The sequence below is a fragment of the Mycobacterium sp. M26 genome (assembly GCF_001494595.1).
Lineage (GTDB): Bacteria > Actinomycetota > Actinomycetes > Mycobacteriales > Mycobacteriaceae > Mycobacterium.
The window spans coordinates 1,025,577-1,047,147 of the sequence record NZ_LN929908.1 but is presented as its reverse complement, the minus strand read 5'-3'; the positions used below and the strand labels follow the sequence as shown (position 1 = coordinate 1,047,147).

The window sequence follows — 21,571 nt, the reverse complement described above, 5'->3', positions numbered from 1 at the left end:
CGGGGTGACCGGCCCCACGAGACGACCGGAGGTCGGCTTTGTCTACACCAGTGCTGATTACTGGCGGGGCGGGATTCATCGGCTCGGCACTCGCCCGCCGCCTTGTCGATGCCGGCTACGACGTGGCCGTGATGGACATCCTGCACCCACAGGTGCATGGCGAGCACGCGGCGATCACACTGCCGCCGTCGGTGCGGTTGTTCACCGGGGATGTCACGCACGGTCCCGATGTGGATGCCGTGCTCCGGTTGTTCCGGCCCGCCCAGATCGTGCATCTGGCGGCCGAGACCGGGACGGCACAGTCGCTATCGGCGGCTACCCGGCACGGCTCGGTCAACGTGGTCGGGACGACCCAACTGGTGGATGCCCTGAGCCGCGCGGGGCACGTACCCGATCAGCTCGTGCTCGCGTCGTCGCGGGCCGTCTACGGGGAGGGCGCCTGGCAATCCGGCTCCGACGTGTTCTACCCGGCACCCCGCAGCCACGCTCAGTTGGAAGCCGGCATCTGGGACCCGCAGGGGCCGACCAAAGCGCCTGCGCATCCGTTGGCGAGCAGCGCTGCGCGCACCGAACCGCGGCCCACCAATATCTACGCCGCGACCAAGCTTGCGCAGGAGCACATCCTGGCAGCGTGGGCGGCCGCGCATGACACCAAGCTCAGCGTTCTTCGCCTGCAGAACGTGTACGGGCCGGGCCAATCGCTGACCAACTCCTACACCGGAATCGTGGCGCTCTTCGCCCGGCTGTCGCGGCAGCAGCAGGCACTCGAGGTCTATGAGGACGGCCGGATTCTGCGCGACTTCGTCTACATCGATGACGTGGTCGACGCCTTGTTCGCCGCCATCGCCAAGCCGGCGGCACCGGCCCGCTATGTCGACGTCGGATCCGGTGTTCCGACCACCATCCATGAGCTGGCCCGGGCGCTCGCCGGCATCTGCGGGGCGCCCGAACCGGCCGTGGTCGGCAAGTTCCGCGACGGTGATGTGCGTGCCGCGCGGTGCGACGTGTCGGCGACCGTGGCCGAACTCGACTGGCAGCCGAAGTGGACGCTCGAGGACGGCATGCGGTCGCTGCTCGACTGGATCGGCAGTCAGCCGCAATAGACCGTCCAGCCCGCCAATGCCCCACATCCATCAGTGAGTCGGAAACAGAACATGACGATGAGATCCACACCTACGGCGAACGAGCCGCAACATAGCCCGAACCGACTGTGCCCACGCTATGGTGTGCATTCGTGATCGAGCTTGACGGGGTAGCGAAGACGTACGGGGGCCAAGTACACGCGCTTCAGGACGTGAGCTTCTCGGTCGACACGGGAAAAGTCTGCGCACTGCTGGGCCATAACGGCGCCGGCAAGACGACAGCGATCAAGATTCTGTCCACGCTGATCCGGCCCACTGCGGGCCATGCGGTCGTCGCCGGGTACGACGTCGTTCGACAGGCCTCCCAGGTTCGCGGGAGTATCGGGATGACGGGACAGCAGGCGGCCCTGGATTGGCAACTCACCGGGCGCGAGAACTTGGTGATGTTCGGCCGGCTGCACGGAATGCGGCGCAGGGACGCTCACGCCCGTGCCGACGCCCTGATCGAACAGTTCGACATGGCACATGCCGCCGACCGTCGCGTGTTCACCTACTCCGGTGGAATGCGGCGGCGTATCGATATTGCCGCGGCGCTTGTGGTGCCCCCCAAGGTGCTCTTCCTCGACGAGCCGACGACCGGTTTGGACCCGCGCAGTCGCCGGGCGGTATGGGACCTGGTATCCGAGTTGGCAACGCAAGGTGTGACCGTGCTGCTCACCACCCAGTATCTGGAAGAGGCCGACGTTCTCAGTGATTCGATCGTCGTCGTCGATCACGGTCGGGTTGTGGCAAGTGGCACCGCCGACGATTTGAAGCGCCGAGTGGGATCCAGCTACTGCACGGTGAGTCCCGTTGATCCGGGCGACCTGTCCAAGGTTTTCGACGCCGTTTCGGACCTGCAGGACGCCCAGGTCGACCACGACGCCAACACCGTCTCGGTGTTGGCACCCAACGGGGTTGCCACCCTCAGCGAAGTGTTCCGCCGAGTTGATCAGCTCGATGTCGAACTCGCCGACATCTCGTTGCGCAGACCGTCCTTGGACGAGGTGTTCTTCCACCTCACCGGTAGCGTCACAGCGTGACCGCACTCGCCGTTCTCACTGAGCGCATCGTGCGTGACAGCCTGCGAGACGATTTGCCCTTCGCCATCCTCGCGCCGGCCGGTAACTTTCTGATCTTCAATCTCGCGCTACGAAATGTCATCGACACCGGCGGGATCGGCTATCCGCAATATCTGCTGCCCGTGATCATCATTCAGGTGACATTGCTCGGCGCATTGACGACCGTCGACCGAGCTGCCCGAGACCATCAGTCCGAGTTAGGAATTCGACTTCGGACGTTACCTATCGCGTCGGTGACACCACTAGCGGCCCGCATGATGTACTGCCTCATCCGTGGCGTTATAGCCCTGCTCGCCACGATTGCCGTCGGATACGCATTCGGCTTTCGAATGTTTGGCGGCCCCGCCTATTTGGTCACCTTCGTTTGCCTTGTCCTGACGCTGACGCTGGCACTCTCACTAGGCGCCGACGCGATCGGGGTAGGCATCTCGGGAGCCACCATCGGAAAGAGCGGAGCATCCAGCCAGGTGCTCCTCGTCCCGCAACTCCTACTGGTCATGCTGTCCACCGGAATGGCGCCCGTCGAGTCATTCCCCGACTGGTTGCATGGATTCGTCCGTTATCAGCCCGTCTCCCAAGTGACGGAAACGCTGCGGGAGTTGGCCTCCGGGCATGTCACGGCCACCAGCATGGCGGCGAGTCTCGCGTGGTGTCTTGGAATGTTCGCGCTGTTCGGAACGATCGCAGTGCGGATGCAAAGGCGGACAGCATGACGACACACACACCGCTGCGCCATTCGCTGGTCAACGAAAGCCTGATCTTCGCCGGACAGCTATTCACGCACTGGCGCAGAGATCCGATGGTGGTGGTCCAGGCCATTCTTTTCCCGTCTTTCCTGCTGATCACCTATTACCTGCTGGTCGGCAAGTCGGTTATGCGCATCACCGGTACGGACAGTCTCTACGGCTTGGTTCCTACCTGCGCGATCGCGGGCGCATTCTCCGGCGCACTTGCGGTCGGCATCACCATCCCGATTGAACGCGAGTCGGGAATGCTGAGCCAGATGTGGGTGCTCCCCGTTCACCGCGCCAGCGCACTGACAGGCAGATTACTCGCCGAGGCTGCCCGCACGCTGGTGAGCACTATCGTGATCACCGCCGTCGGCCTAGTTCTTGGACTTCGCTTCCACGGCAACATCTTTGAGCTGATCATGTTCCTATTGGTGCCAGTGATGGTGGTGCTTGTCTTCGCGATGGCAGTCATCGCTATCGCGGTCCGCGCCAAGCACGGCACCGTGCTCATTCTTCTTGGCCTGCCGGCGATCAGTGCGGTGTTCGCCAGCTCCGGCTCACCTCCCGTCGAATCGTTGCCATCGTGGATGTGGCCGTTGCTTCGACTGCAGCCGATGATGCCGATCGTCGATTCCATGCGTAGCCTTGCACTAGGCGCCTTTCCGGGGGTGCAGTTGCTGCTAGGCGCGCTATGGACTGTCGGTTTGGCAGCCGTCGTCGGACCACTTGCAGTCCGCGGCTATCGAGCCGCAGCTGAGTCCGGCGGCTCAGGCGGTTGAGTTCAGCGCCCGCGCGAGTGGGCGAAGTTCTCCAATAGGTCGGCCGCGGCGGCTACGCTTTCTGCGGGCTTGGTCATTCGCGCGGCAAGCTCTTGAGCTGCGATAGCGCATTGCGGGCTGAGAACCTTGCGAAGATCCGATACCAGCGATTCCTCAGTAGTAGCCGAAAAACGGCGGCTAGTGCCAACCTTCAGGTCCTTCACGCGCCCCCCCCAGCAAGCCTGGTCCGGCAGCATCCACAGAATCAAGGTGGGACGCCCAGCGCGAAGGCCTGCATGCGTAGTGCCCGAACCACCGTGGTGGACGACCGCACGGCAAGCCGGAAAGACCTTCGCGTAGTTCATTGCACCCACGACCTTGACGTGGTCGTAGTGCGGCACGTGGCTGAAGTCGGTCCACCCAGCGCCTATCAATGCCCGCTCACCGAGCGAGGCACAGGCTCGCGCGATCATGGCGAGTGTGTCGGCGGCAGAGTCCACCGGCATGCTGCCGAAGCTGAAGAAGATGGGCGGCTTACCGCCGGCAATCCAGGCCGCGATCTCCTCATCGTCCTGCGCGGCCAGCTGCATCGTCAGCGCGCCGACGAAGGGTCTCTGCGGGATGGGCTGGCTGTTCCAGGCGGCCCACTCCTCCGCCAGGCCTGGATAGCACACGGAGTCGTAAGCCTGGATTTCCATCGCTTCAAGCTCGGCCACACGCCGCGGCCATCGACTGCTCACCTCCGGCAAGCCGAGTTCCCTACGTTCGGCGTCGATCTCGGGCTTCTTTTCGTGGGCTTCCCACCACTCGAAAGCGGCCATTACAGCCCTTCCCAACGGCCCAGGCAGCAACGGTACTAAGCGGCCATTGGCACGTAGCGGGAAGATTTGAAGAGTGGCCAACGGCGTGCGGCAATACTCCGCGACGTTGGCGGCGACGTCTTCGTAATTCATCCCGGTGAGGAGCACGTCGGCACCGGCGGCAGCTGATATCAGCTTCTCCCGGACGTCCGACCGGTACCGGCTCAGCATCTCCGCAAGCTCGCTCAATAACCCGTTCAACTCTTTTAGCCGCCATGGCTGCTTGAAGAACAACTTCCAGTACTCGTGGTGAGGGTCGTCGATGGACTGCAAGGTCGGTCCGTAGCCGACCGCCGCGGGTCCCGCCGACTCGGCAAAGCTGACCATCTCGGGTGCGACGACCATATGTACGTCGTGCCCACGATGTACCAATTCACGACCGATCGCGGCGAAAGGCTCCACCTCGCCGCGGGTACCCCAATTGGCCAACACAAACTTCATTGAGAAGGACGCTTACCCTTCCGCTCTTTGCGGATTCGAGCCTCTAAGCCCAAGAAAACCCGACCCCTCAACTTTGTAGGCCGATCACCCAAAAGCCGCAACGAATTGACCGAGCCGACAAAAACATACACACGGATTTTGCCCCCGACAAGACAGACACTCAGATTTGTCTACTCGCTAGCAGTTTGTCCTTGGAGGTACCAGGGATTGGCTCGCGCCCACTCGATGGTGCGGCGGATGCCCTCTTCGACATCGACCTGCAGTCGCCAGCCCAGTTCACGCTGCGCTTTGGTCGAATCCGGGATGCGCCGCGGGATGTCCTCATACAGCTGTCCATAGCGGGCCCCGGTATCCACCGCCTCGGCACTGGAGACCCCGTCGACGTCGGCAATCTTGATCGCCAGGTCCACGACCTCGCGCATCGTGGATTCGGTCATGCTGCCGATATTGAAGGCCTCACCCACGGCGGCCGGGTGCTCCGCGGCGAGCAGGGTGCCGGCCACGGCGTCGTCGACGTAGGTAAAGCACCGCGTCTGCTCGCCCGAGTCGTAGAGCAGCGGCGGCAGGCCATTGAGGATGCGATGCACGCTTTGCGATACCACGAAGATCGGTGCCTGCCGCGGCCCGTAGACATTGAAGTAGCGCACCACCGTCACTGGCAGCCCGTAGGCGGCGTGCATCGCGAATACCAGGTGCTCGGCCATCGCTTTGCTGGTGCTGTAGCTCCAGCGGGCGGTCTTGGTCGAGCCCAAGACCCGGTCGTCGTCCTCGGCCCACGGAGGGTTCGGATTCTTGCCAAACACCTCAGATGTGCTGGCGAAGACAACGTGAATGCCGTGGCGCTGGCTGAGCTCCAGCACGTTGCGGGTCCCGATCACGTTGACGTCCAAGACTTTCAACGGGTCGTCCATGTAGTTCTTGACACCCACGACCGCCGCGAGGTGGAACACGGTGTCCACCTCGGGGGTCAAGGCTTGTTCGAGAGCAGCCGGATCGGTGACATCGCCTTGGACGAATCGGAAATTGGGGTGCCGGTCGAAGTCGATGCTGGTGTCGCGGGTGTTCTTGGCGAAGTCGAATACGGTGACCGAGTCCCCGCGGTCCAGCAGCGCTGAGACCAGGTGGGATCCGATGAAACCGTAGCCGCCCGTTACGACGACATTGGACATCTGTGCTCTCTCGTTTCAGGTAGCCGGATGCGGCGATGGACACGCGGGGGTCGAGCTCTTATCGGCCGATTCCCTTGTAGGTGAAGCCGGCCGCACGGACCGCCGCCGGGTCGAAGCTGTTACGTCCATCCAGGAAGACACAGCCGGAGGCCGTCAGATCAGCGAGGCGCACCAACGGGATCTGGTGGAACTCTCGATGGCCGGCGAGGACCACCAAAGCGTCAGCGTCCTTGACCGCCGATTCGATGTCCGCGGTCAGCGGAATGTTCGTGACCGTGTGCGCCTCTTCTTCGGGCACCCACGGATCATGAACGGAGAGCTGACATCCCGAATCTTCGAGGAACTCCAGGACGTACTTGGTGGGTGTCAGGCGGCAGTCGCCGGTGTTGTTCTTGAAGGCGATGCCCAGCACCGCGATCTTGCTGTTCTCGATCGACTTGCCCTGCTCGGCCAGCAGCTGTGTCAGCAGCCCGTAGGTATAGCCGGGCATCGTGTCGTTGACGGTGCGCGAGGTCCGCGGGATCGACAGCTCCAGACCGAGCGTCTCGCCCAGATGGTTGACGAACCAGGGGTCTTTGGTCAGGCAGTAGCCGCCGACACCCATGCTCGGCCGCAGGATGTTGGCCAGGCCGCCACCCTTGGGCATGGTGTTGGCGGCCTCGATCACCTGCAGGGCGTCCATGCCCAGCCGGTCGCAGACCTTGGCGAGCTCGTTGGCCAGTGCGACGTTGAGGTCAACCCACAGGTTGTCGGCAAGCTTGACCATTTCCGCGGTCCGGGGGTCGTCGACCACCACGGACTCGACACCCAGCGCATGACGCCACAGCGTGGAGCAGGCGCGGGCGCTGCGCTCGTCGACGGCGCCGACGACCACCGGGATCGAGGTGAGTTCGTGAATGGCCTGGCCTTCGGCCAGTCGCTCGGGGCAGAACGCCAACCCGAAGTCGACTCCGGCCTTCAAAGCGGAGGCTTCTTCCAGGATCGGGCGGACGAGCTTCTCGGTGGTATCCGGCGGCACCGTGCTCTTGAGGATTACCAGGTGACCGGCCCGCAGATGCTCACCCACCGCCTGGGCCGCGGCCTTGATGTCATCGACGATCGGCTCGAAGTCCGGGCCCAGCGGCGTGCCGACCGTGACGATGACGAAGTCGTTGTCGGCGATGGCGCCAAAGTCGGTGGTGGCCTTCAGCTGGCCGACACGCACACTGTTGGATACCAGTTCGTCGAGTCCGGGCTCGGGTACATGGGACTTGCCGGCGTTGATCTCATCAACCACGTTCTGACGCACATCGATTCCGGTCACCGGCCAGCCCCGGTCGGCCAGGACAGCGCCGATCACGGTGCCGATGTAGCCGAATCCGACGACCGCGATACCCGACTGCATGCCGCGGACCAGCAGGTCGATCTCAGCGTCGGTCCGCCCAAACACGCCTTCAGCCATTGCGCTCCTGAGCCCCTTCAGTTCCCCGTGCGTGTTCGGTGCAGCGGGCACGGGGGTTGGCATCCCCGACTAACCCGTCGGCAGCTTAGTAGATCAACCGCGCAGCCGATCTGAAATCGGAATGTTTGCTCCGATCCGCGACAACGCAGCTGAAGCCGAAAAGCGAACGTCGCCATCAGCGCAGGCTGCGGGACTGTGCGAACTCCTCGACCAGGGTGGCCGCGGCTGCGGCGCTCTCGTCAGGTGTGGTGATCCGGGGAGCCAATTCACGTGCCCGGATCCGGTAGCGCGGATCCAGCACCCGGCGCAGACCTTTGACCAACGATTTCTCGGTGGTGGTGGCAAAGCGGTGCCCGGCACCCACCTTCAGCCGTCTGAGCTGGGCCGCGAAGAACGGTTGATCGGGCAGGGTCCACAGCACCAGCTGCGGAACCCCGGCCCGCAGGCACGCGGCCAACGTCCCCGCGCCGCCGTGGTGAACCACAGCCCGGCAGAGCGGGAAGATCGTGGCGTAATTGACCTGGCCGACGACCTTGACGTGGTCGAAGTGCGGAAGGTCGCCGAAGTCGGTGCCGCCGGCGCCGATCAGGGCCCGCTCCCCCAACTGCGCGCAGGCGGCGGCGATCATGGCGACCGTCTCGGCAGGCGAGCCGATCGGCACGCTGCCGAACCCGAAGAAGATCGGCGCGCTACCCGAGGCGATCCAGGCCGCGACCTCCTCGTCGGCCGACGTCGGCGACTGCATGGCCAAGGCGCCGACGAAGGGGCGCAGCTCGCGCCAGCGGGCCCATTCGGCACCGAGACCCGGAAAACACACTTCGTCGTAGGCCTGGATTTCCAGCGAACCACGCTCGGCGACCCGCTGCGGCGCGGGCGCGGAGGCCGGCGGCAGGCCCAGTCCCCGGCGTTGCGCGTCCTCGCCGGCACGAGTGCCGCGCCAGGCCAGCCAATCGTTGATCTTCATTCCGGCCCGGCTCAGAAATGCCGGTGCCACCGGTAGGAGTTGGCCGTGGGCCCGGACTGGAAAATAGTGCAGAGTCACCAACGGGATGTCGAAGCGCTCGGCCACGTTGACCGCGGGTTGCTCGAAAATCAAGCCGGTCACCAGAGCGTCGGCACCCTCGGCGATCGCGGCCAGGGCCGTCGTCATCTCCTGCCAGCACTTAGTCGCGAACTCCTCGGTTTCGCGGCTCATCTGACTCAGTTCTTTGAGCTTCCAGGGTGTGCGGGAGTAGACGGTGAAGTAGCGGCGCTGCAGTTCCAGGATGGGGCCGGAATCCACGCCGTAGGCGACGGCCGGCAACCCGGCGTCCTCGGTGAAGCCGATCAGGTTCGGCGGAACGGCCATCAGCACGTCATGGCCGCGACGGAGCAACTCACGCCCGACGACCACGGCCGGTTCGATGTCGCCGCGGCCCCCGTAACTGGCGAGGACGAACTTCATCGCAGCGGCGGCCTTTCCATCGGGACACGACCCAGACAACGTCTGGAGCACCGGCCATTATTACCGGTTGCGCGACCGCCGAAAGGGGGTTCGGTACATCGACGTGTGCTGATACGATCGCGAATCGTTTCGCCCGGGCCAGGATCTGGGCATCATGCGCTGAGGAGCTTAGATTTTGGCCGACGGCGATCTGGACGCCCACGAGGCCGAGCGCATCCACTGGGACGTCATTGTCGTGGGCACTGGAATGGGTGGCGGGACACTGGGGTACTCGCTGGCCCGAGCCGGGCGGCGAGTGCTGTTCGTCGAGAAGGGCCGTTCCACCCTGCCCGGAGTGCCGGGCACTATCCGTGCTGCGATGCCTGAGCTCGCCGAACCTCAGGCGGCACGGTCGGCCGAGACCTACTTCGATGCACTGGCCCGCGGCGGGCGTTCGACTGACGAGGTTGAAGACATCAGCGGACGGTCGTCCAAGCGGTTCACCCCGTTCATCGGCAGCGGGACCGGTGGATCCTCGGCGCTTTACGGCATGGTGTGCGAGCGCTTCTTCGCCCGAGATTTCACACCACGGCAGAACTTCCTGGATCCCGGCGAGTCGACCGTGCCGGAGGCATGGCCGGTCAGCTACGACGACATGGCCCCCTGGTACGCCCAAGCGGAGAAGCTGCTCGGGGTGCGCGGTCAGCCCGATCCGCTGCGACCGGAAGCCGCTGCGGTGGGTTTGCCTGCCGCGCCGCCTTTTTCGGCCGACAACCAGCCGATGGTCGATTACCTGCAGGGCCGCGGACTGCACCCGTATCACCTGCCGATGGCCTGTGACTACACCGACGGATGCACCACCTGCCAGACCTATCTGTGCCCGCAGTCCTGTAAGCGCGATTCAGCCCGCAACGGGGTGCAGCCGGCGATCGCCGAGCACGGCGCGACCCTGCTGGATCAGTGCCGGGTGCTGCGCCTGGAGGCCGACCGCTCGAGCGTGCAGCAGGTGATCTGCGAGCACCGCGGCAGTGTGCTGGCACTAAAGGGCACTGTGGTGGTGCTGGCGGCGGGAGCCTTGGCAACCCCGATGTTGCTGCTCACGTCGCGCTCCGGGGATTGGCCAGCCGGGTTGGCCAACGGTTCGGACTATGTGGGCCGCAACCTGATGCGCCATCTGCTGGACCCGATCGAGGTCTGGCCGTCACGCGGAAGCCGGATCACGGCTGCCAACAAGGAGATCGGCTTCAACGACTTCTACTACTGGGAAGGCCAGAAGTACGGCACCGTGCAGAGCTTCGGGGCCATTCCGCCGATGGAGTGGCTGGCCAACCGACCCGGCTGGCGAGCCACGGGCATGCGGCTGATGAGCCCTGCGGTGCGACTGGTCTACGAGCGGTTCTTCACCGGTGGCCTGATCCTGGCCGCGATGACCGAGGACCTTCCGTATCTGGACAACCGAGTCCTGCCGTCGGATCGGCCCGGCGCCGACGGGCGTCAGCGCATGCAGATGCACTATCGACTGCATCCGAACGAGATCGCCCGGCGCGACGTCTTCTTGCGACAGCTCAAAAAGGTATTCAAGCCGTTCCGGACCCTGCCGCTGGGCAGCGGCAAGGACAACTCCAACCTCGGGCATGTCTGCGGCACATGCCGATTCGGCACCGACCCGGCGACCAGCGTGCTCAACACCCAGAACCGGGCCCACGAGGTGGACAACCTCTACGTGGTGGACACCTCGTTCTTCCCGTCCAGCGCGGGGCTCAATCCCAGTCTGACCGTGGCGGCCAATGCATTGCGGGTGGCCGAGCACGTGACGATGGCGCACTTCACCAGTTGACGGCCCGCGACAACCCGGAGGCAGATGTGCCCACTCTCGACTCGACCAGGCCGAGCGGACGCCGAACCCTGGTCAAGTCCATGCGCAGGGTCGTCGAGAACGATCGAATCCCCCTGTTCTTCAAGCAGCTTTTCGTCATGCTGGCCGCTGGGCCGTACATCGAGCCCCGCGGCGGGCTGCTCAGGCTGCTGGGCACCGATCCCGACGAGACTCCGGTCGAGTCCCGATACGGGACGAAGTTCGCAGCCGATGCCGACAGTTCGGTCGTCACCTTCTGGCTGCGATTCCGCGACGTCTACGAACCTGTGCTTTCCGAGTTCATTCTGCGCCACGTCCAACCGGGCGATACCTGCGTTGATGCCGGCGCCAACATCGGCTACTTCTCTCTGTTGCTGGCTCAGCGCGTGGGGCCGTCCGGCAAGGTCGTCGCAATCGAGGCCGCTCCCGACACCGCACGGTTCCTTCAGACCAATATCGAGCTCAATGGAGTGCAACGGATCGTCGAGGTCGTGGAGGCTGCATGCGCCCCGGAGAAAGGCGAGATGACGTTCTACCTGCACCCGACTATCGACGGGTGTTCCCGACTGACCCCACCTACCAAGGGAGAGTGGGACCACCGCCGGGGCCTGGAGTGGACTCCGGTGACCGTGGTCGCCGATACCTTGACCTCGCTCCTAGGCGCAGATGCAAGTGCGGTGTCATTTCTCAAAGTCGACGTCGAGGGTGCCGAAACAGCCTTGGCTCCCGACATCGTCACAGGGTTCACCCACCCCAGACTCGTAGTGGCACTTGAGGTACGCAGCGAGATCGAGGCCACGCTGATGCCCTTCAAGCAGCAGGGCTTCCACATCTACGATCTACACAACGACTATCGCTGGATCTATGAGCGCAAGGTTCCGTCGATCACGGCCGCAACCTACGAAGATTTCTATCGACGCAAGTCAGCGGACATTCTGCTCAGCCGGCAGCCCCTCGCGCTAGCTCGTTGACTCCGGCTTTCGATCGTCGAACTCAAGCAGAGTCAGCGTGGCGATCGTCGGCCAGTTGAGCCCGACAAGGCGCCGCAGGGGCCGGTAGATCGGGTGCCCGTGGGTTCGTTGCAGCAGCGAGCCAAACAGCGGCCCACGTCCGCGCGGCAGCGGAAGATCATGTACGGCCCGAACCCCGAGCACCGTTTCGTGGAGCGCAGCCAACTCGTTCACTGTGAGGCTGAAGGGGGTGCGTGGCCAGTCACCGCGCAAAACCGTCCATAACCGATGGCGAGCCAGCCGGGCCTGGGACTTCGGAGGCAGATCGAACATCATCTGACCGCTAGGGAATCGGCGCGCACATTCCCCGATCACCCTCAGTGCCTCGTCCGGCTCCAGATAAGGCAGCAAGCCCTCCGCGGTGATGAACACACCCTCCTCAGGACGCTCGACCTGATCCATCCAGCTGAAGTCGAGTACCGACTGGGTGCATGTCGACACTCGCGGCGATTCCGGGAGCAGCCGACCGCGCAGGTCGACGATCGTTGGCAGGTCGACTGTCAGCCAACGAAAGTCATGCCCGACACCGGCAGCGTCAAGACGCCAGAAGCTGGTCTGCATGCCTTCGCCCAGGGCGACGACGGTGCCATTCGGATGGGAGGCAAGGTAGCGGCGGGTGCTGTTGTCGAACGCGAGCGCTCGCAATGCCAGGTCTTGGCGATCGGCTGACAACTTGAACTTGGCGAAGTCGACGTCGATTGAGTCGACCAGTTCGATCGCCAACGGATCGTGGAGGATGCCGTCGGCGCGACGAGCCTCGCTTGCGCGACACCACAACGTCACCATCGCAGTCTCGGGCAGTGGGAGGACGTTCGTCATCCGACAGAGGCTAGCTGAATGCCCGCCACCGTCGTGAGCACTATCCCGAACAGGGTCAGACAGAGTGGTGACCGACATGAGCCTGACCCGACTAGCCAGTCTGTGTGGTGTGGACGAAACGGCCCGCGCAGGCCATACGGACAAGAAGCGATCCACTGCGCCATACACTTTGGGCATGTTCGCTACTCAGGGGTCGGGTCGCAGGGATCCGCAGGAGTCTGCCAGCACCAACTGCAGCGCCAAGAACCGCCCTGAACAGATCGTTGTGGTTTCGAACGTCAGCAGCTTCGGCGGCGGCGGTGTCGTCGGGTTTCGTGAAATTCTCCTGGGCATTCGGAGAATGCGACCCGACGCGGGACTCCTCGCCGTTCTGCCGCGTCACGGCGACGTGGCCGAGGACTGCACGCGGCGCGGTATCCCAACCAAAATCTCGTGGGTACCGTGGTGGGCCTTTGGCAAGTGGTGGCAAGTCCCGCGGATCGACCCGCACGCGGTGGTCGGCTGGGTCCCCTACGTGACGTTCCTGGTTCCCGGCATCGTGCAAGCAGTTCTTCTTCTCCGCCGACTGCACGCGACACTGGTGCTGAGCAATACGATGACAATTCCGTCCCACGCAATCGCCGCTAAACTCCTTGGCATTCCGCACTACTGGATAGTCCGCGAGTTCGGAAGGGATGACCACGGGTTCTGGTTCCTCTTCGGCTACCGCAGAACGATCCGATGGATCGGGAGGCTGTCGGAGACGGTTATATGCAATTCATTCGCAGTCCAAAAGGCTCTGCTTGCAATAGATTCGACCATGAAGACCGCCGTGGTTCATCCCGTCATCGAAACCCCACTGCGCACCCCTTCGGAGCGGGGAGCCGGCGAGCGTATGCGCACCGTCCTGGTCGGATATTTCTCGCCCGGCAAAGGACAACACCTGGCGATCGAAGCGGTCGCCATCGCACGAAAAGCCGGCGTCGACATCGAACTCACACTCGTTGGCACCGGCAGGCATAAGCCACTTCAGATGCTTGCCCGACGCCTGGGCGTCGGCGACCTGCTGACGGTTCACGGTCCATCCAGTGATCTAGGGCCCTACTGGTCCGCCGCCCACGTGGGCCTGATGTGCAGCCAGAGCGAGGCGTTCGGCCGCGTCACCGTAGAGGCGATGAGGGCCGGCCTGCCAGTGTGTGGAACAGACTCGGGCGGCACACCCGAGATCATCGAACACATGGTCAACGGACTGTTGAGCCCCGCCGGTGACGCAGCCGCTCTGGCGGCCAATCTGATGATGCTGCACTCAGACGAGAACCTGCGTCGCAAGCTTGCCGTCGGCGCGGTCGAGTCCTCCCAACGCTTCGGCAGGGACCGCCACGATGACGAACTCATCGGAATCCTTGGTCTGTACTGAGTCGCCCTTACTATCGGTGGTTCCGGTCGGCACGACCTTCCGGCTAGCGGGCACTGCGCCCTGTCGAGCTGCCCGATCCGCCGGAGTCAGACGCGTTCGATGCGCTAGAGGAGGCCGAAGAAGACCCACTCCGGGTTCGTCGGTTACTCAGCCGAGATGGCGGAACCACCTTGGATATGGTTATCGAATCAGGCTCTGCCACATCACCCTTGGGTGTCGTTGCACTTCGCCCGGTCCTGCCCGCTGCAGCCGGATTGCCGCGGGAGGTCACCGTTGTGGACGTCGCGGTCGGGCTCGTCGCAGCTGTGTCGGCGGAGTCGCAGTCACTGTCCGGCCCACCTACGCCGTAGGGTCCCGGACGCTGTGTACCGAACGGTCGGACTCCGAACACGTCCTCGAAGCCGTTGTCAAGGCCGGTGGGGATCGCAACCAGAAAATCCAGGGTTGTCTTCAGTGGGTTGGGGAAGTACAGCAGATTGAACGGCGTCGGTTGGCCGGGACTGGTCGTACGGTCGTAACCCGCCTCTACCAGCACCCGCAGCGGCGCATCCAACATGTCGGCCAGCACCGAACCCACCAGTGGCACCTGTTGCAGTGGCATGAGCAGCGGGAGGACGGGTGTCGGGATCAGGTAGTAGTGAGTGTCTCCATACTGGCCTTGATCGACGATTCCTTGTTCCGTCAGACTGTGCTCGCCGTAGGTGGAGTGGATCAACGACATACCCACGTACGCATTGACGACCGCTAGCAGGTTCAGCGGGTTGACGGGGAAATCCGCCAAGCCGTCGTACTGGAGCGCAACGTCCACCGTTGAGTACTGGGTGTCGGTCGGCGCCGCCCCACCAAATGTCGATCCGCCACCGAGAACCGCGGGAACGAACATCCCGTTAGGGTCGCGCGCGTACAGGCCGCCATTCGGCCGTTTGGTGTCACCCACGACCACGAACGACACGGCGGGTCCCTCACCTGCTGCATACTCGGCCGCAAGCTGGGCTTTCTCGAGCATGGCGATGACGGCACTTTGCGAATATCCGAACACCACCAGCGAGTCCGATGGCGAGGGTGCCGCCGACCCGACGTCCTGGTTGTAGTCACACACCGTCGACGTGAGGCAACTGTGCAGGGCCGCCAAACCCAGCGCAACCGACTCATCGACCGTCAGCGAGCCGTACGTGGGCGAAGCCTCCTCAGGGGTGATCACCGCGACACCGTTGTACGGGCCCTGAGGAATTCCGGTCGAGGGACTGACCGTCGACGACGGTGCGATGTAATTGTCAACGGTCGCACTGATGAACTGCTCGACGTACGACACGGTGTCTGGAGGTGTGGCCAGCGAATGCCCGGTGCCACCCATGATGAGTGCAGACGTGGTGCCCCACGCCATAGGTGTCACAACCGCAGAGCCCATGGAACCCGCGCCCAGCACGACGGCACCCAGCAGCGCTGAGGCCACCACCAGGGGTTGCCGCGGTCCCGTTATGCCCATGCGGTGACCGAGGCCCCAAAGGCTGCCGTGCTCAGCAAAATCAACTCCACAGGCATTCGACCGCAAGCTTGAAATCCAGATTCCCCGCTTGCCTGGACACGCATCTAACCGCTCGACGATAACACCCGTCTTTTCCAGCAAATAGGAGGTTCACCGTCTTCACAGCGAGCTGCTAACGACGCCGAACGGCGGCGTCTGTAATTCAGGTTTCACGCCGCGGCCTAGCCGCTAGCAACGAATGCTACGATCCCGACCAGCCCAGACCAGCGCATGCTCCGGGCCATCACGCTGAGGAGCTCGATAGTGCCTGACGGCGAAGTGGACGCCCACGAGGCAGAGCGCGTTGCGTGGGATGTGATTGTCGTCGGCACCGGCATGGGCGGCGGAACTCTGGGCTATTCGTTGGCGCGCGCCGGGCGCAAGGTCCTGTTCGTCGAGAAGGGCCGCTCCACCTTGCCCGGAACACACGACACGATCCGCGCGGCGATGCCCGAACTGGCCGAACCAAAGGCCTACCGGTCCCAGGAGGCCTACTTCGACGCACTGACCCGAGGCGGGCGGTCGACCGACGAGATCGAGGACATCAGCGGCCGCTTCTCAAAGCGATTCGTCCCGTTCATCGGCAGCGGCACCGGCGGCTCCTCGGCGCTCTACGGCATGGTCTGCGAGCGATTCTTTGCCGAGGACTTCACACCACGCCAGCACTTCGCCAATCCCGGACCATCCACTGTGCCGGAGGCGTGGCCGATCTCCTATGACGAGCTGCGACCCTGGTACGTCCGAGCCGAGAAGCTGATGGGCGTGCGAGGTCAACCCGATCCGCTGCGGCCTGAGACGGACCAGTCCGGACTGCCAGCGGCGCCGCCCTTTTCGCCTGACAACCAGCCGCTTGTCGACTATCTGACGGGTCGTGGCCTTCACCCCTATCACCTGCCGATGGCCTGTGACTACACCGACGGGTGCGGGACGTGCCAGGCGTTTCTCTGCGACAAAGCATGCAAGAACGACGGGGGGCGAAACGGCGTCCAACCGGCTATCGCCGAGCACGGGGCGCAGCTGCTGGCAGAGTGCCGAGTTTTGCACCTGGAAGCCGACCGAACTCATGTGCAGAAGGTGATCTGCGCGCACGCCACCGGAACACTGGCACTGCGGGCCAAAGTCGTGGTGTTGGCCGCCGGTGCGCTGGCAACTCCCGTGCTTCTGCTGAAGTCCACATCCGGTGATTGGCCGAACGGACTGGCCAACGGATCTGACTATGTGGGCCGTAACCTGATGCGTCACCTCCTCGACTGGATCGAGGTCTGGCCGGAGTCGGGGTCGCGGATCACTGCCGAGAACAAGGAGATCGGGCTCAACGACTTCTACTTTTGGCAGGGCCAGAAGTTCGGAACCGTGCAGTCAGCTGGCTCGATGGCCTCACTGGCGCCGATGGAGATGCTGACGAATAACCCCGGCCTCCTGCCCCGAGCACTGCGCTTGGCCAGCCCGGCAGCGCGACCGATCTACGAGCGCTTCTTCTCTGGCGGTCTCGTACTTGCAGCGATAATGGAAGATCTGCCATATCTCGACAACCGTGTTCTTCCGTCGAATAGGCCCAGATCGGACGGTCGCCAGCGGCTACGGCTACAGTACCGTGTACACCCGAACGAAGCCGGCCGCCGCCGAATCTTCTTGCAGCAGCTGAACGAAGTACTAAAGCCCTATCGCAAGCTCACGTTACGGACTGGCGAGAGCAACACGACCCTTGGCCACGTCTGCGGGACAGTCCGCTTCGGGTCGGATCCCAAAACCAGTGTGCTCAATGCGCATAACCGCGCGCACGAAGTCCGCAATCTCTACGTCGCGGACGCATCGTTCTTCCCATCCAGCACCGGACTAAACCCCAGCCTCACTGTTGCCGCCAATGCGTTGCGGGTAGCCGAGCACATCGACAACGAACAGTTCGCTGGCTAGCTGCATCGACGTTGTTGCGATAGAACGACTATCGAGGGTCAGCTCGGTTGACGAAGCGGCAGCCCAGCCGCCCGGTAGATCGCGTCGATGACGGTCATGGTTTGCACCGCACCTTCCGGCGTCGTCCGAACGGGCTCGCCCCGCAACACCGCCGCGGCGAAGGCATCCAGCTGATAGTCGTAGGTGGCGCGGCGCGGAAAATGCTCCACCCGTTTGCCTTCGGCTGTTCGGATGGTGAGCCGCGGGAAGAGGTGGGGCGCTGCCGGGCTCAGCCATCGCAGTTCACCCTCCTCGCCAACCACCTTGGCGGTCGCCCGGAACAAATCCGTCGACCATAGCGAAACTCGCAACCGACCCGTATGCCCTTCGGGGTAGCGCAGCTGTGCTGTCATTGCCCTATCTACCCGAGGGTCACGCAGTTTCGCCTGGGCACCAACGACTTCCGGTGTCGATCCGCCGAACGTTCGGAGCATGTTGACTACGTAACTGCCCGCATCCATCATCGCGCCACCGGCGAGATCGTAGTTGTAACAGTTGCCAGAGAACTTGGGCAGCAGCACGCAAAGAGCAACCTCGACGGACTTCAGCTTGCCCAGCTCACCCGAGGCGATGATCTCCTCGACGCGCAATGTCAACGGGTGGTAGCGGCCCTGGACAGCCTCCATCACTACGAGGTCCGATGCCGCAGCAAGTTCGGCGATCTCACGCGCTTCGGCAGAGTTGGCGGTGAACGGCTTCTCACAGAGCACGTTCTTGCCGGCGGCAAGTGCAGCCCGCATCCACTTGCCGTGCATGCTGGTCGGCACCAGGAGATAGACAGCATCGATCTCAGGGTCCGCGATCAACTCGTCGTAACTGCCGTGCGCCCTGGCGATACCGTGCTTGGCGGCGAATGCCTGCGCGCTGGCCGTGTCCCGGGCTCCCACGGCAGCGACCACGACCTCATTGCTTCCCTTGGCGGGGTTGATGATGGTCGTCGGCGCATAGCTGGAAGCGCCAAGTACGCCGATTCGGACAGGGCTCGGACAGTCAGGCACCGCCGAGACGCTACCAGGTGGGACCCGGAGAACACATGAACGTGTCTCAGCCGAGAAACTACGCCTCTGCCTGCAGTTTTACGGCCGATCGACGGACCCTGATCGGGCGAACCTCAGGTCGGTTTGCGAACCGGCAGTCCCGACGCACGATAGATCTCGTCAATCACGCTCATGTTCTCGAGCGCTTCGGCAGGTGTCGTCTTCACCGGCTCGCCCCGCAGGACCGCCGCAGCGAATGCGTCAAGTTGGTAGGAGTACGTAGGGCGCGACCCGAAACGCTCAACCCGCTTGCCTGCACCAGTTTGGACCGTCAATCGATGGAACACGTGCGGAACCAACGGGTTGATGACTCGCAACTCGCCACGATCTCCTACCACCGTGGCGGTGATACGCAGCAGATCCTTTGACCACATGGAGCAATGGATGCGGCCGATATGCCCGTCAGCAAAACGCAGATTCGCCGTCATTGCCCGGTCGACGTCGGGACCGCGCAGTTTCGCTTGCGCGGAAACGACCTGCGGAGTCGAACCACCGAATGTGCGCACCATGTCGACCGCGTAGCAGCCAGCGTCCATGAGTGCGCCTCCGGCCAGGGGGTAGTCATAGCGAATGTCTGAGAACCTGGGCAGCGGAAAGCAGAAAGCCGCTTCGACCCGCTGAAGGGTACCCAACTCTCCTGAAGCGATGATCTGCTCGACGCGATTGGCGAGCGGGTGATACCGGTAGTGAAAAGCCTCCATCACTACAAGGTTTGACGTCGCAGTCAGCTCGGTAATCTCTCGGGCCTCATCCGCATTAGCCGTCAGCGGCTTCTCGCACAGGACGTGCTTTCCGGCGGCGATTGCAGCTTTAGTCCATCGGCCATGCAACCCGTTGGGCAACGGGTTGTAGATGGCACTCACATCTGGGTCTCGGATCAAAGCCTCGTAACTACCATGGACCCGGGCAATCCCGTGCTTTGCAGCGAATTCCCGCGCGCGGGACTCATCGCGCGCAGCAACTGCTGCCACCACGACTTCATTTGATTCCGATGCCGGCTTCACCAAAGCGGCGGGCGCAATCCGGGCAGCACCCAGGATGCCGATCTGTAAAGAGGCCTGACCCTCCCCCATCGTCGCAGAATAACACCGGAAGGTTAGCCGCGCTCTTCCTCGACGTGCTCTGCCGTAGCGCGGATACGATCGACCTTGTGGACCTGTTCGTACGTGAATCCGGTCCGGTCGAGGCGCCCGCAATCGTCTTTCTCCACGGCGGGATCATGAGCGGCTGGTCGTGGGACCCGGTGGTCGCACGACTGCAGCACTACCGCTGCCTGGTTCCCGATCTGCCCCAGTACGGCAAGAGTTTCGAGCACGGCCCGTTCGACATGGCAAACGCCGCCATGGCCATTGCCGCGCTGATCCGGTCCCGGGCCGGGGAGGGCCGGGCGCATATCGTCGGTTTCTCACTCGGAGCTCAGGTTGCCGTCCAACTGCTGGCCACCCAACCTGACCTCGTCGACAGGGCGGTGCTGTCCGGAACGTTCATCAATATGCTGCCGGGAGTCTCGGTGACGCGGCGAGTAGTCGGAATCCTCGCCAGAACGGCGTGGTTTCGCTGGTTGGTCATCAACCGACACTGGCACCGCCACGACGTACCTCTACCAATGGGTCAGGGTTATCTCGAGGACGCACGACTGAACGCGGGAGCAGAGTTGGCCCACATCGTCGAAGCCTCAGCGGGCTTCACCCTTCCTGCACGCTTGGGTGAATCCCACAGCGCGAGCCTGTTTCTCAGTGGCAGCGAAGAGAACATTCTGGTGCGACGCTGGGCGACGCTCCTCGCAGCGTCAATGCCCAATGGCGTCGACATGGTCGCGACCGGTGTGCGCCACGACTGGCCCCACCGTCATCCAGAGCTGTTCGCCCGCACCGTCGACAGCTGGCTGTCTCAGACTCCCTTGCCTAGCGAGATCCGGATACCCTCTCCCGGATCGCTCTCTAGGTCAAGGGATCTGGGTTGACGCAGGCTTTCTCGCCGACAGGCCAGCTGCCCGATAGATCGCGTCGATCACGGTCATGTTCTCGACTGCCGCGGCCGGCGTCGTCTTGACGGGTTCGCCGCCCGACACCGCGGCGACGAAGGCGGCGAGCTGATCGCCGTAGAGGCCGCGCAGCCTGAAACGCTCCACCCGCTTACCCTCGCTCGTTCGAACCGTGAAGTGCTGAAACGGCGCCAGCGGATGCAGCCGCAACTCCCCGCGATCGCCGACGATCCTGGCGCTGAAGTGCGGCAGGTCCTTTGACCACAACGACGAGCGCAGACGGCCGGTGAGCCCGTCGGAGAACCGCAACTCGGCTGTCATGGCACGGTCCACTTCGGGACTACGCAATTGAGCCTCGGCGGAGACGACTTCCGGCGTTGATCCACCGAAGGTGCGGACCAGGTCGACGATGTAGATCCCCAGATCCATCAGGGATCCACCACCCATGGAGTAGTCGTAACGCACATTGGAGAACTTCGGCAGCCAAAAGCAATTGGCCGCCTCGATCCGCTGCAAGGTGCCCAACTCGCCCGAGTCGATGATCGCATGGACTCGCACCGCGAAGGGGAGATAACGGTAGTACAGCCCCTCCATCACCACCCGGCCCGATGCGCTGGTCAGCTCGGCGATCTCGCGTGCCTCCTCGGCGTTGGCGGTCAGCGGCTTCTCGCACAACACATGCTTGCCCGCGGCCAGTGCGGCTCGAATCCACTTGCCGTGCAGTGCATTCGGCAACGGGTTGTAGACGGCATCCACGTCGGGATCGTCGAGCAGATCCTCGTAGGTGTCGTGGACGCGTGCGATGCCGTGCTTGGTCGCGAACTCCCGCGCTCGTGAGACATCGCGGGCCGCCACAGCGGCGACCACGACGTCAGAACGGCCCTTGGCGGGTTTGATCACCACCGCGGGCGCGATATGCGCCGCACCCAGGATGCCGATCCGGACCGGCGCACCATCCTCAGCCAT

The 21,571-nt window shown here is 63.7% G+C and carries 18 protein-coding genes; 9 read left to right on the top strand and 9 right to left on the bottom strand.

Annotated elements, in window-relative coordinates; translation table 11 throughout:
* The first annotated feature begins 50 nt into the window (after positions 1–50).
* The 4 genes from BN3385_RS14435 to BN3385_RS28210 all read left to right on the top strand — a co-directional run bounded on the left by BN3385_RS14435 (position 51) and on the right by BN3385_RS28210 (position 3,713).
* Positions 51–1,103 (top strand): NAD-dependent epimerase/dehydratase family protein, encoded by a 1,053-nt coding sequence (locus tag BN3385_RS14435; protein ID WP_059017485.1) that lies wholly within the window; start codon positions 51–53, stop codon positions 1,101–1,103.
* A 131-nt stretch (positions 1,104–1,234) separates the two neighbouring features.
* The gene (locus BN3385_RS14430) at positions 1,235–2,164 is read left to right on the top strand and encodes an ATP-binding cassette domain-containing protein (RefSeq protein WP_082690475.1); all 930 of its coding nucleotides are present in this window, start codon (positions 1,235–1,237) and stop codon (positions 2,162–2,164) included.
* A complete protein-coding gene (locus BN3385_RS28215) occupies positions 2,161–2,916 on the top strand; it encodes an ABC transporter permease (protein WP_059017481.1) in 756 nt (251 codons plus the stop codon). The genes BN3385_RS14430 and BN3385_RS28215 overlap by 4 nt, the downstream gene beginning before the upstream one ends.
* On the top strand, positions 2,913–3,713 hold the full coding sequence (locus BN3385_RS28210) for an ABC transporter permease (RefSeq protein WP_059017479.1): 801 nt from the start codon (positions 2,913–2,915) through the stop codon (positions 3,711–3,713). The genes BN3385_RS28215 and BN3385_RS28210 overlap by 4 nt, the downstream gene beginning before the upstream one ends.
* A gap of 2 nt (positions 3,714–3,715) precedes the next feature.
* Here the strand turns inward: BN3385_RS28210 and BN3385_RS14415 are convergent, their stop codons facing one another.
* From BN3385_RS14415 to BN3385_RS14400, 4 genes are all read right to left on the bottom strand, one after another.
* Complete coding sequence (locus tag BN3385_RS14415) at positions 3,716–4,993, bottom strand: glycosyltransferase (protein ID WP_059017477.1); 1,278 nt, start codon at positions 4,991–4,993, stop codon at positions 3,716–3,718.
* A 170-nt stretch (positions 4,994–5,163) separates the two neighbouring features.
* Positions 5,164–6,162, bottom strand: coding sequence for an NAD-dependent epimerase/dehydratase family protein (locus BN3385_RS14410; RefSeq protein WP_059017475.1), 999 nt, complete (start codon positions 6,160–6,162; stop codon positions 5,164–5,166).
* 58 nt (positions 6,163–6,220) lie between these two features.
* Positions 6,221–7,603 carry a nucleotide sugar dehydrogenase gene (locus BN3385_RS14405; protein WP_059017473.1) on the bottom strand — a complete coding sequence of 461 codons (1,383 nt, stop codon included), beginning with the start codon at positions 7,601–7,603 and terminating at the stop codon, positions 6,221–6,223.
* A 175-nt stretch (positions 7,604–7,778) separates the two neighbouring features.
* Positions 7,779–9,047 carry a glycosyltransferase gene (locus tag BN3385_RS14400; protein ID WP_059017471.1) on the bottom strand — a complete coding sequence of 423 codons (1,269 nt, stop codon included), beginning with the start codon at positions 9,045–9,047 and terminating at the stop codon, positions 7,779–7,781.
* A 175-nt stretch (positions 9,048–9,222) separates the two neighbouring features.
* Between BN3385_RS14400 and BN3385_RS14395 the strand changes: the two genes are divergently transcribed.
* Complete coding sequence (locus BN3385_RS14395) at positions 9,223–10,863, top strand: GMC oxidoreductase (RefSeq protein ID WP_059017469.1); 1,641 nt, start codon at positions 9,223–9,225, stop codon at positions 10,861–10,863.
* A complete protein-coding gene (locus BN3385_RS14390) occupies positions 10,860–11,852 on the top strand; it encodes an FkbM family methyltransferase (RefSeq protein ID WP_156432761.1) in 993 nt (330 codons plus the stop codon). Before BN3385_RS14395 ends, BN3385_RS14390 begins: the two co-directional genes overlap by 4 nt.
* Here BN3385_RS14390 and BN3385_RS14385 read toward each other — a convergent pair.
* Positions 11,841–12,710 (bottom strand): class I SAM-dependent methyltransferase, encoded by an 870-nt coding sequence (locus BN3385_RS14385; protein WP_059017465.1) that lies wholly within the window; start codon positions 12,708–12,710, stop codon positions 11,841–11,843. The genes BN3385_RS14390 and BN3385_RS14385 overlap by 12 nt on opposite strands.
* Positions 12,711–12,885: 175 nt before the next feature.
* Between BN3385_RS14385 and BN3385_RS27665 the strand changes: the two genes are divergently transcribed.
* Entirely contained in the window at positions 12,886–14,106 is a 1,221-nt protein-coding gene (locus tag BN3385_RS27665) for a glycosyltransferase family 4 protein (protein WP_197415216.1), read from the top strand.
* 43 nt (positions 14,107–14,149) lie between these two features.
* Here the strand turns inward: BN3385_RS27665 and BN3385_RS14375 are convergent, their stop codons facing one another.
* On the bottom strand, positions 14,150–15,559 hold the full coding sequence (locus tag BN3385_RS14375) for a PE-PPE domain-containing protein (protein ID WP_231748735.1): 1,410 nt from the start codon (positions 15,557–15,559) through the stop codon (positions 14,150–14,152).
* 336 nt (positions 15,560–15,895) lie between these two features.
* Here BN3385_RS14375 and BN3385_RS14370 point away from each other — a divergent pair, with 336 nt between their 5' ends.
* A complete protein-coding gene (locus BN3385_RS14370; protein ID WP_059017458.1) occupies positions 15,896–17,545 on the top strand; it encodes a GMC oxidoreductase in 1,650 nt (549 codons plus the stop codon).
* Positions 17,546–17,583: 38 nt separating this feature from the next.
* Here the strand turns inward: BN3385_RS14370 and BN3385_RS14365 are convergent, their stop codons facing one another.
* Together BN3385_RS14365 and BN3385_RS14360 are read right to left on the bottom strand one after the other, a co-directional pair.
* Complete coding sequence (locus tag BN3385_RS14365; RefSeq protein WP_059017456.1) at positions 17,584–18,582, bottom strand: Gfo/Idh/MocA family protein; 999 nt, start codon at positions 18,580–18,582, stop codon at positions 17,584–17,586.
* 113 nt (positions 18,583–18,695) lie between these two features.
* A complete protein-coding gene (locus BN3385_RS14360; RefSeq protein ID WP_059017454.1) occupies positions 18,696–19,694 on the bottom strand; it encodes a Gfo/Idh/MocA family protein in 999 nt (332 codons plus the stop codon).
* A 77-nt stretch (positions 19,695–19,771) separates the two neighbouring features.
* Here BN3385_RS14360 and BN3385_RS14355 point away from each other — a divergent pair, with 77 nt between their 5' ends.
* Positions 19,772–20,584 (top strand): alpha/beta fold hydrolase, encoded by an 813-nt coding sequence (locus BN3385_RS14355; protein WP_197415215.1) that lies wholly within the window; start codon positions 19,772–19,774, stop codon positions 20,582–20,584.
* Here BN3385_RS14355 and BN3385_RS14350 read toward each other — a convergent pair.
* A complete protein-coding gene (locus BN3385_RS14350) occupies positions 20,567–21,571 on the bottom strand; it encodes a Gfo/Idh/MocA family protein (protein WP_059017451.1) in 1,005 nt (334 codons plus the stop codon). The genes BN3385_RS14355 and BN3385_RS14350 overlap by 18 nt on opposite strands.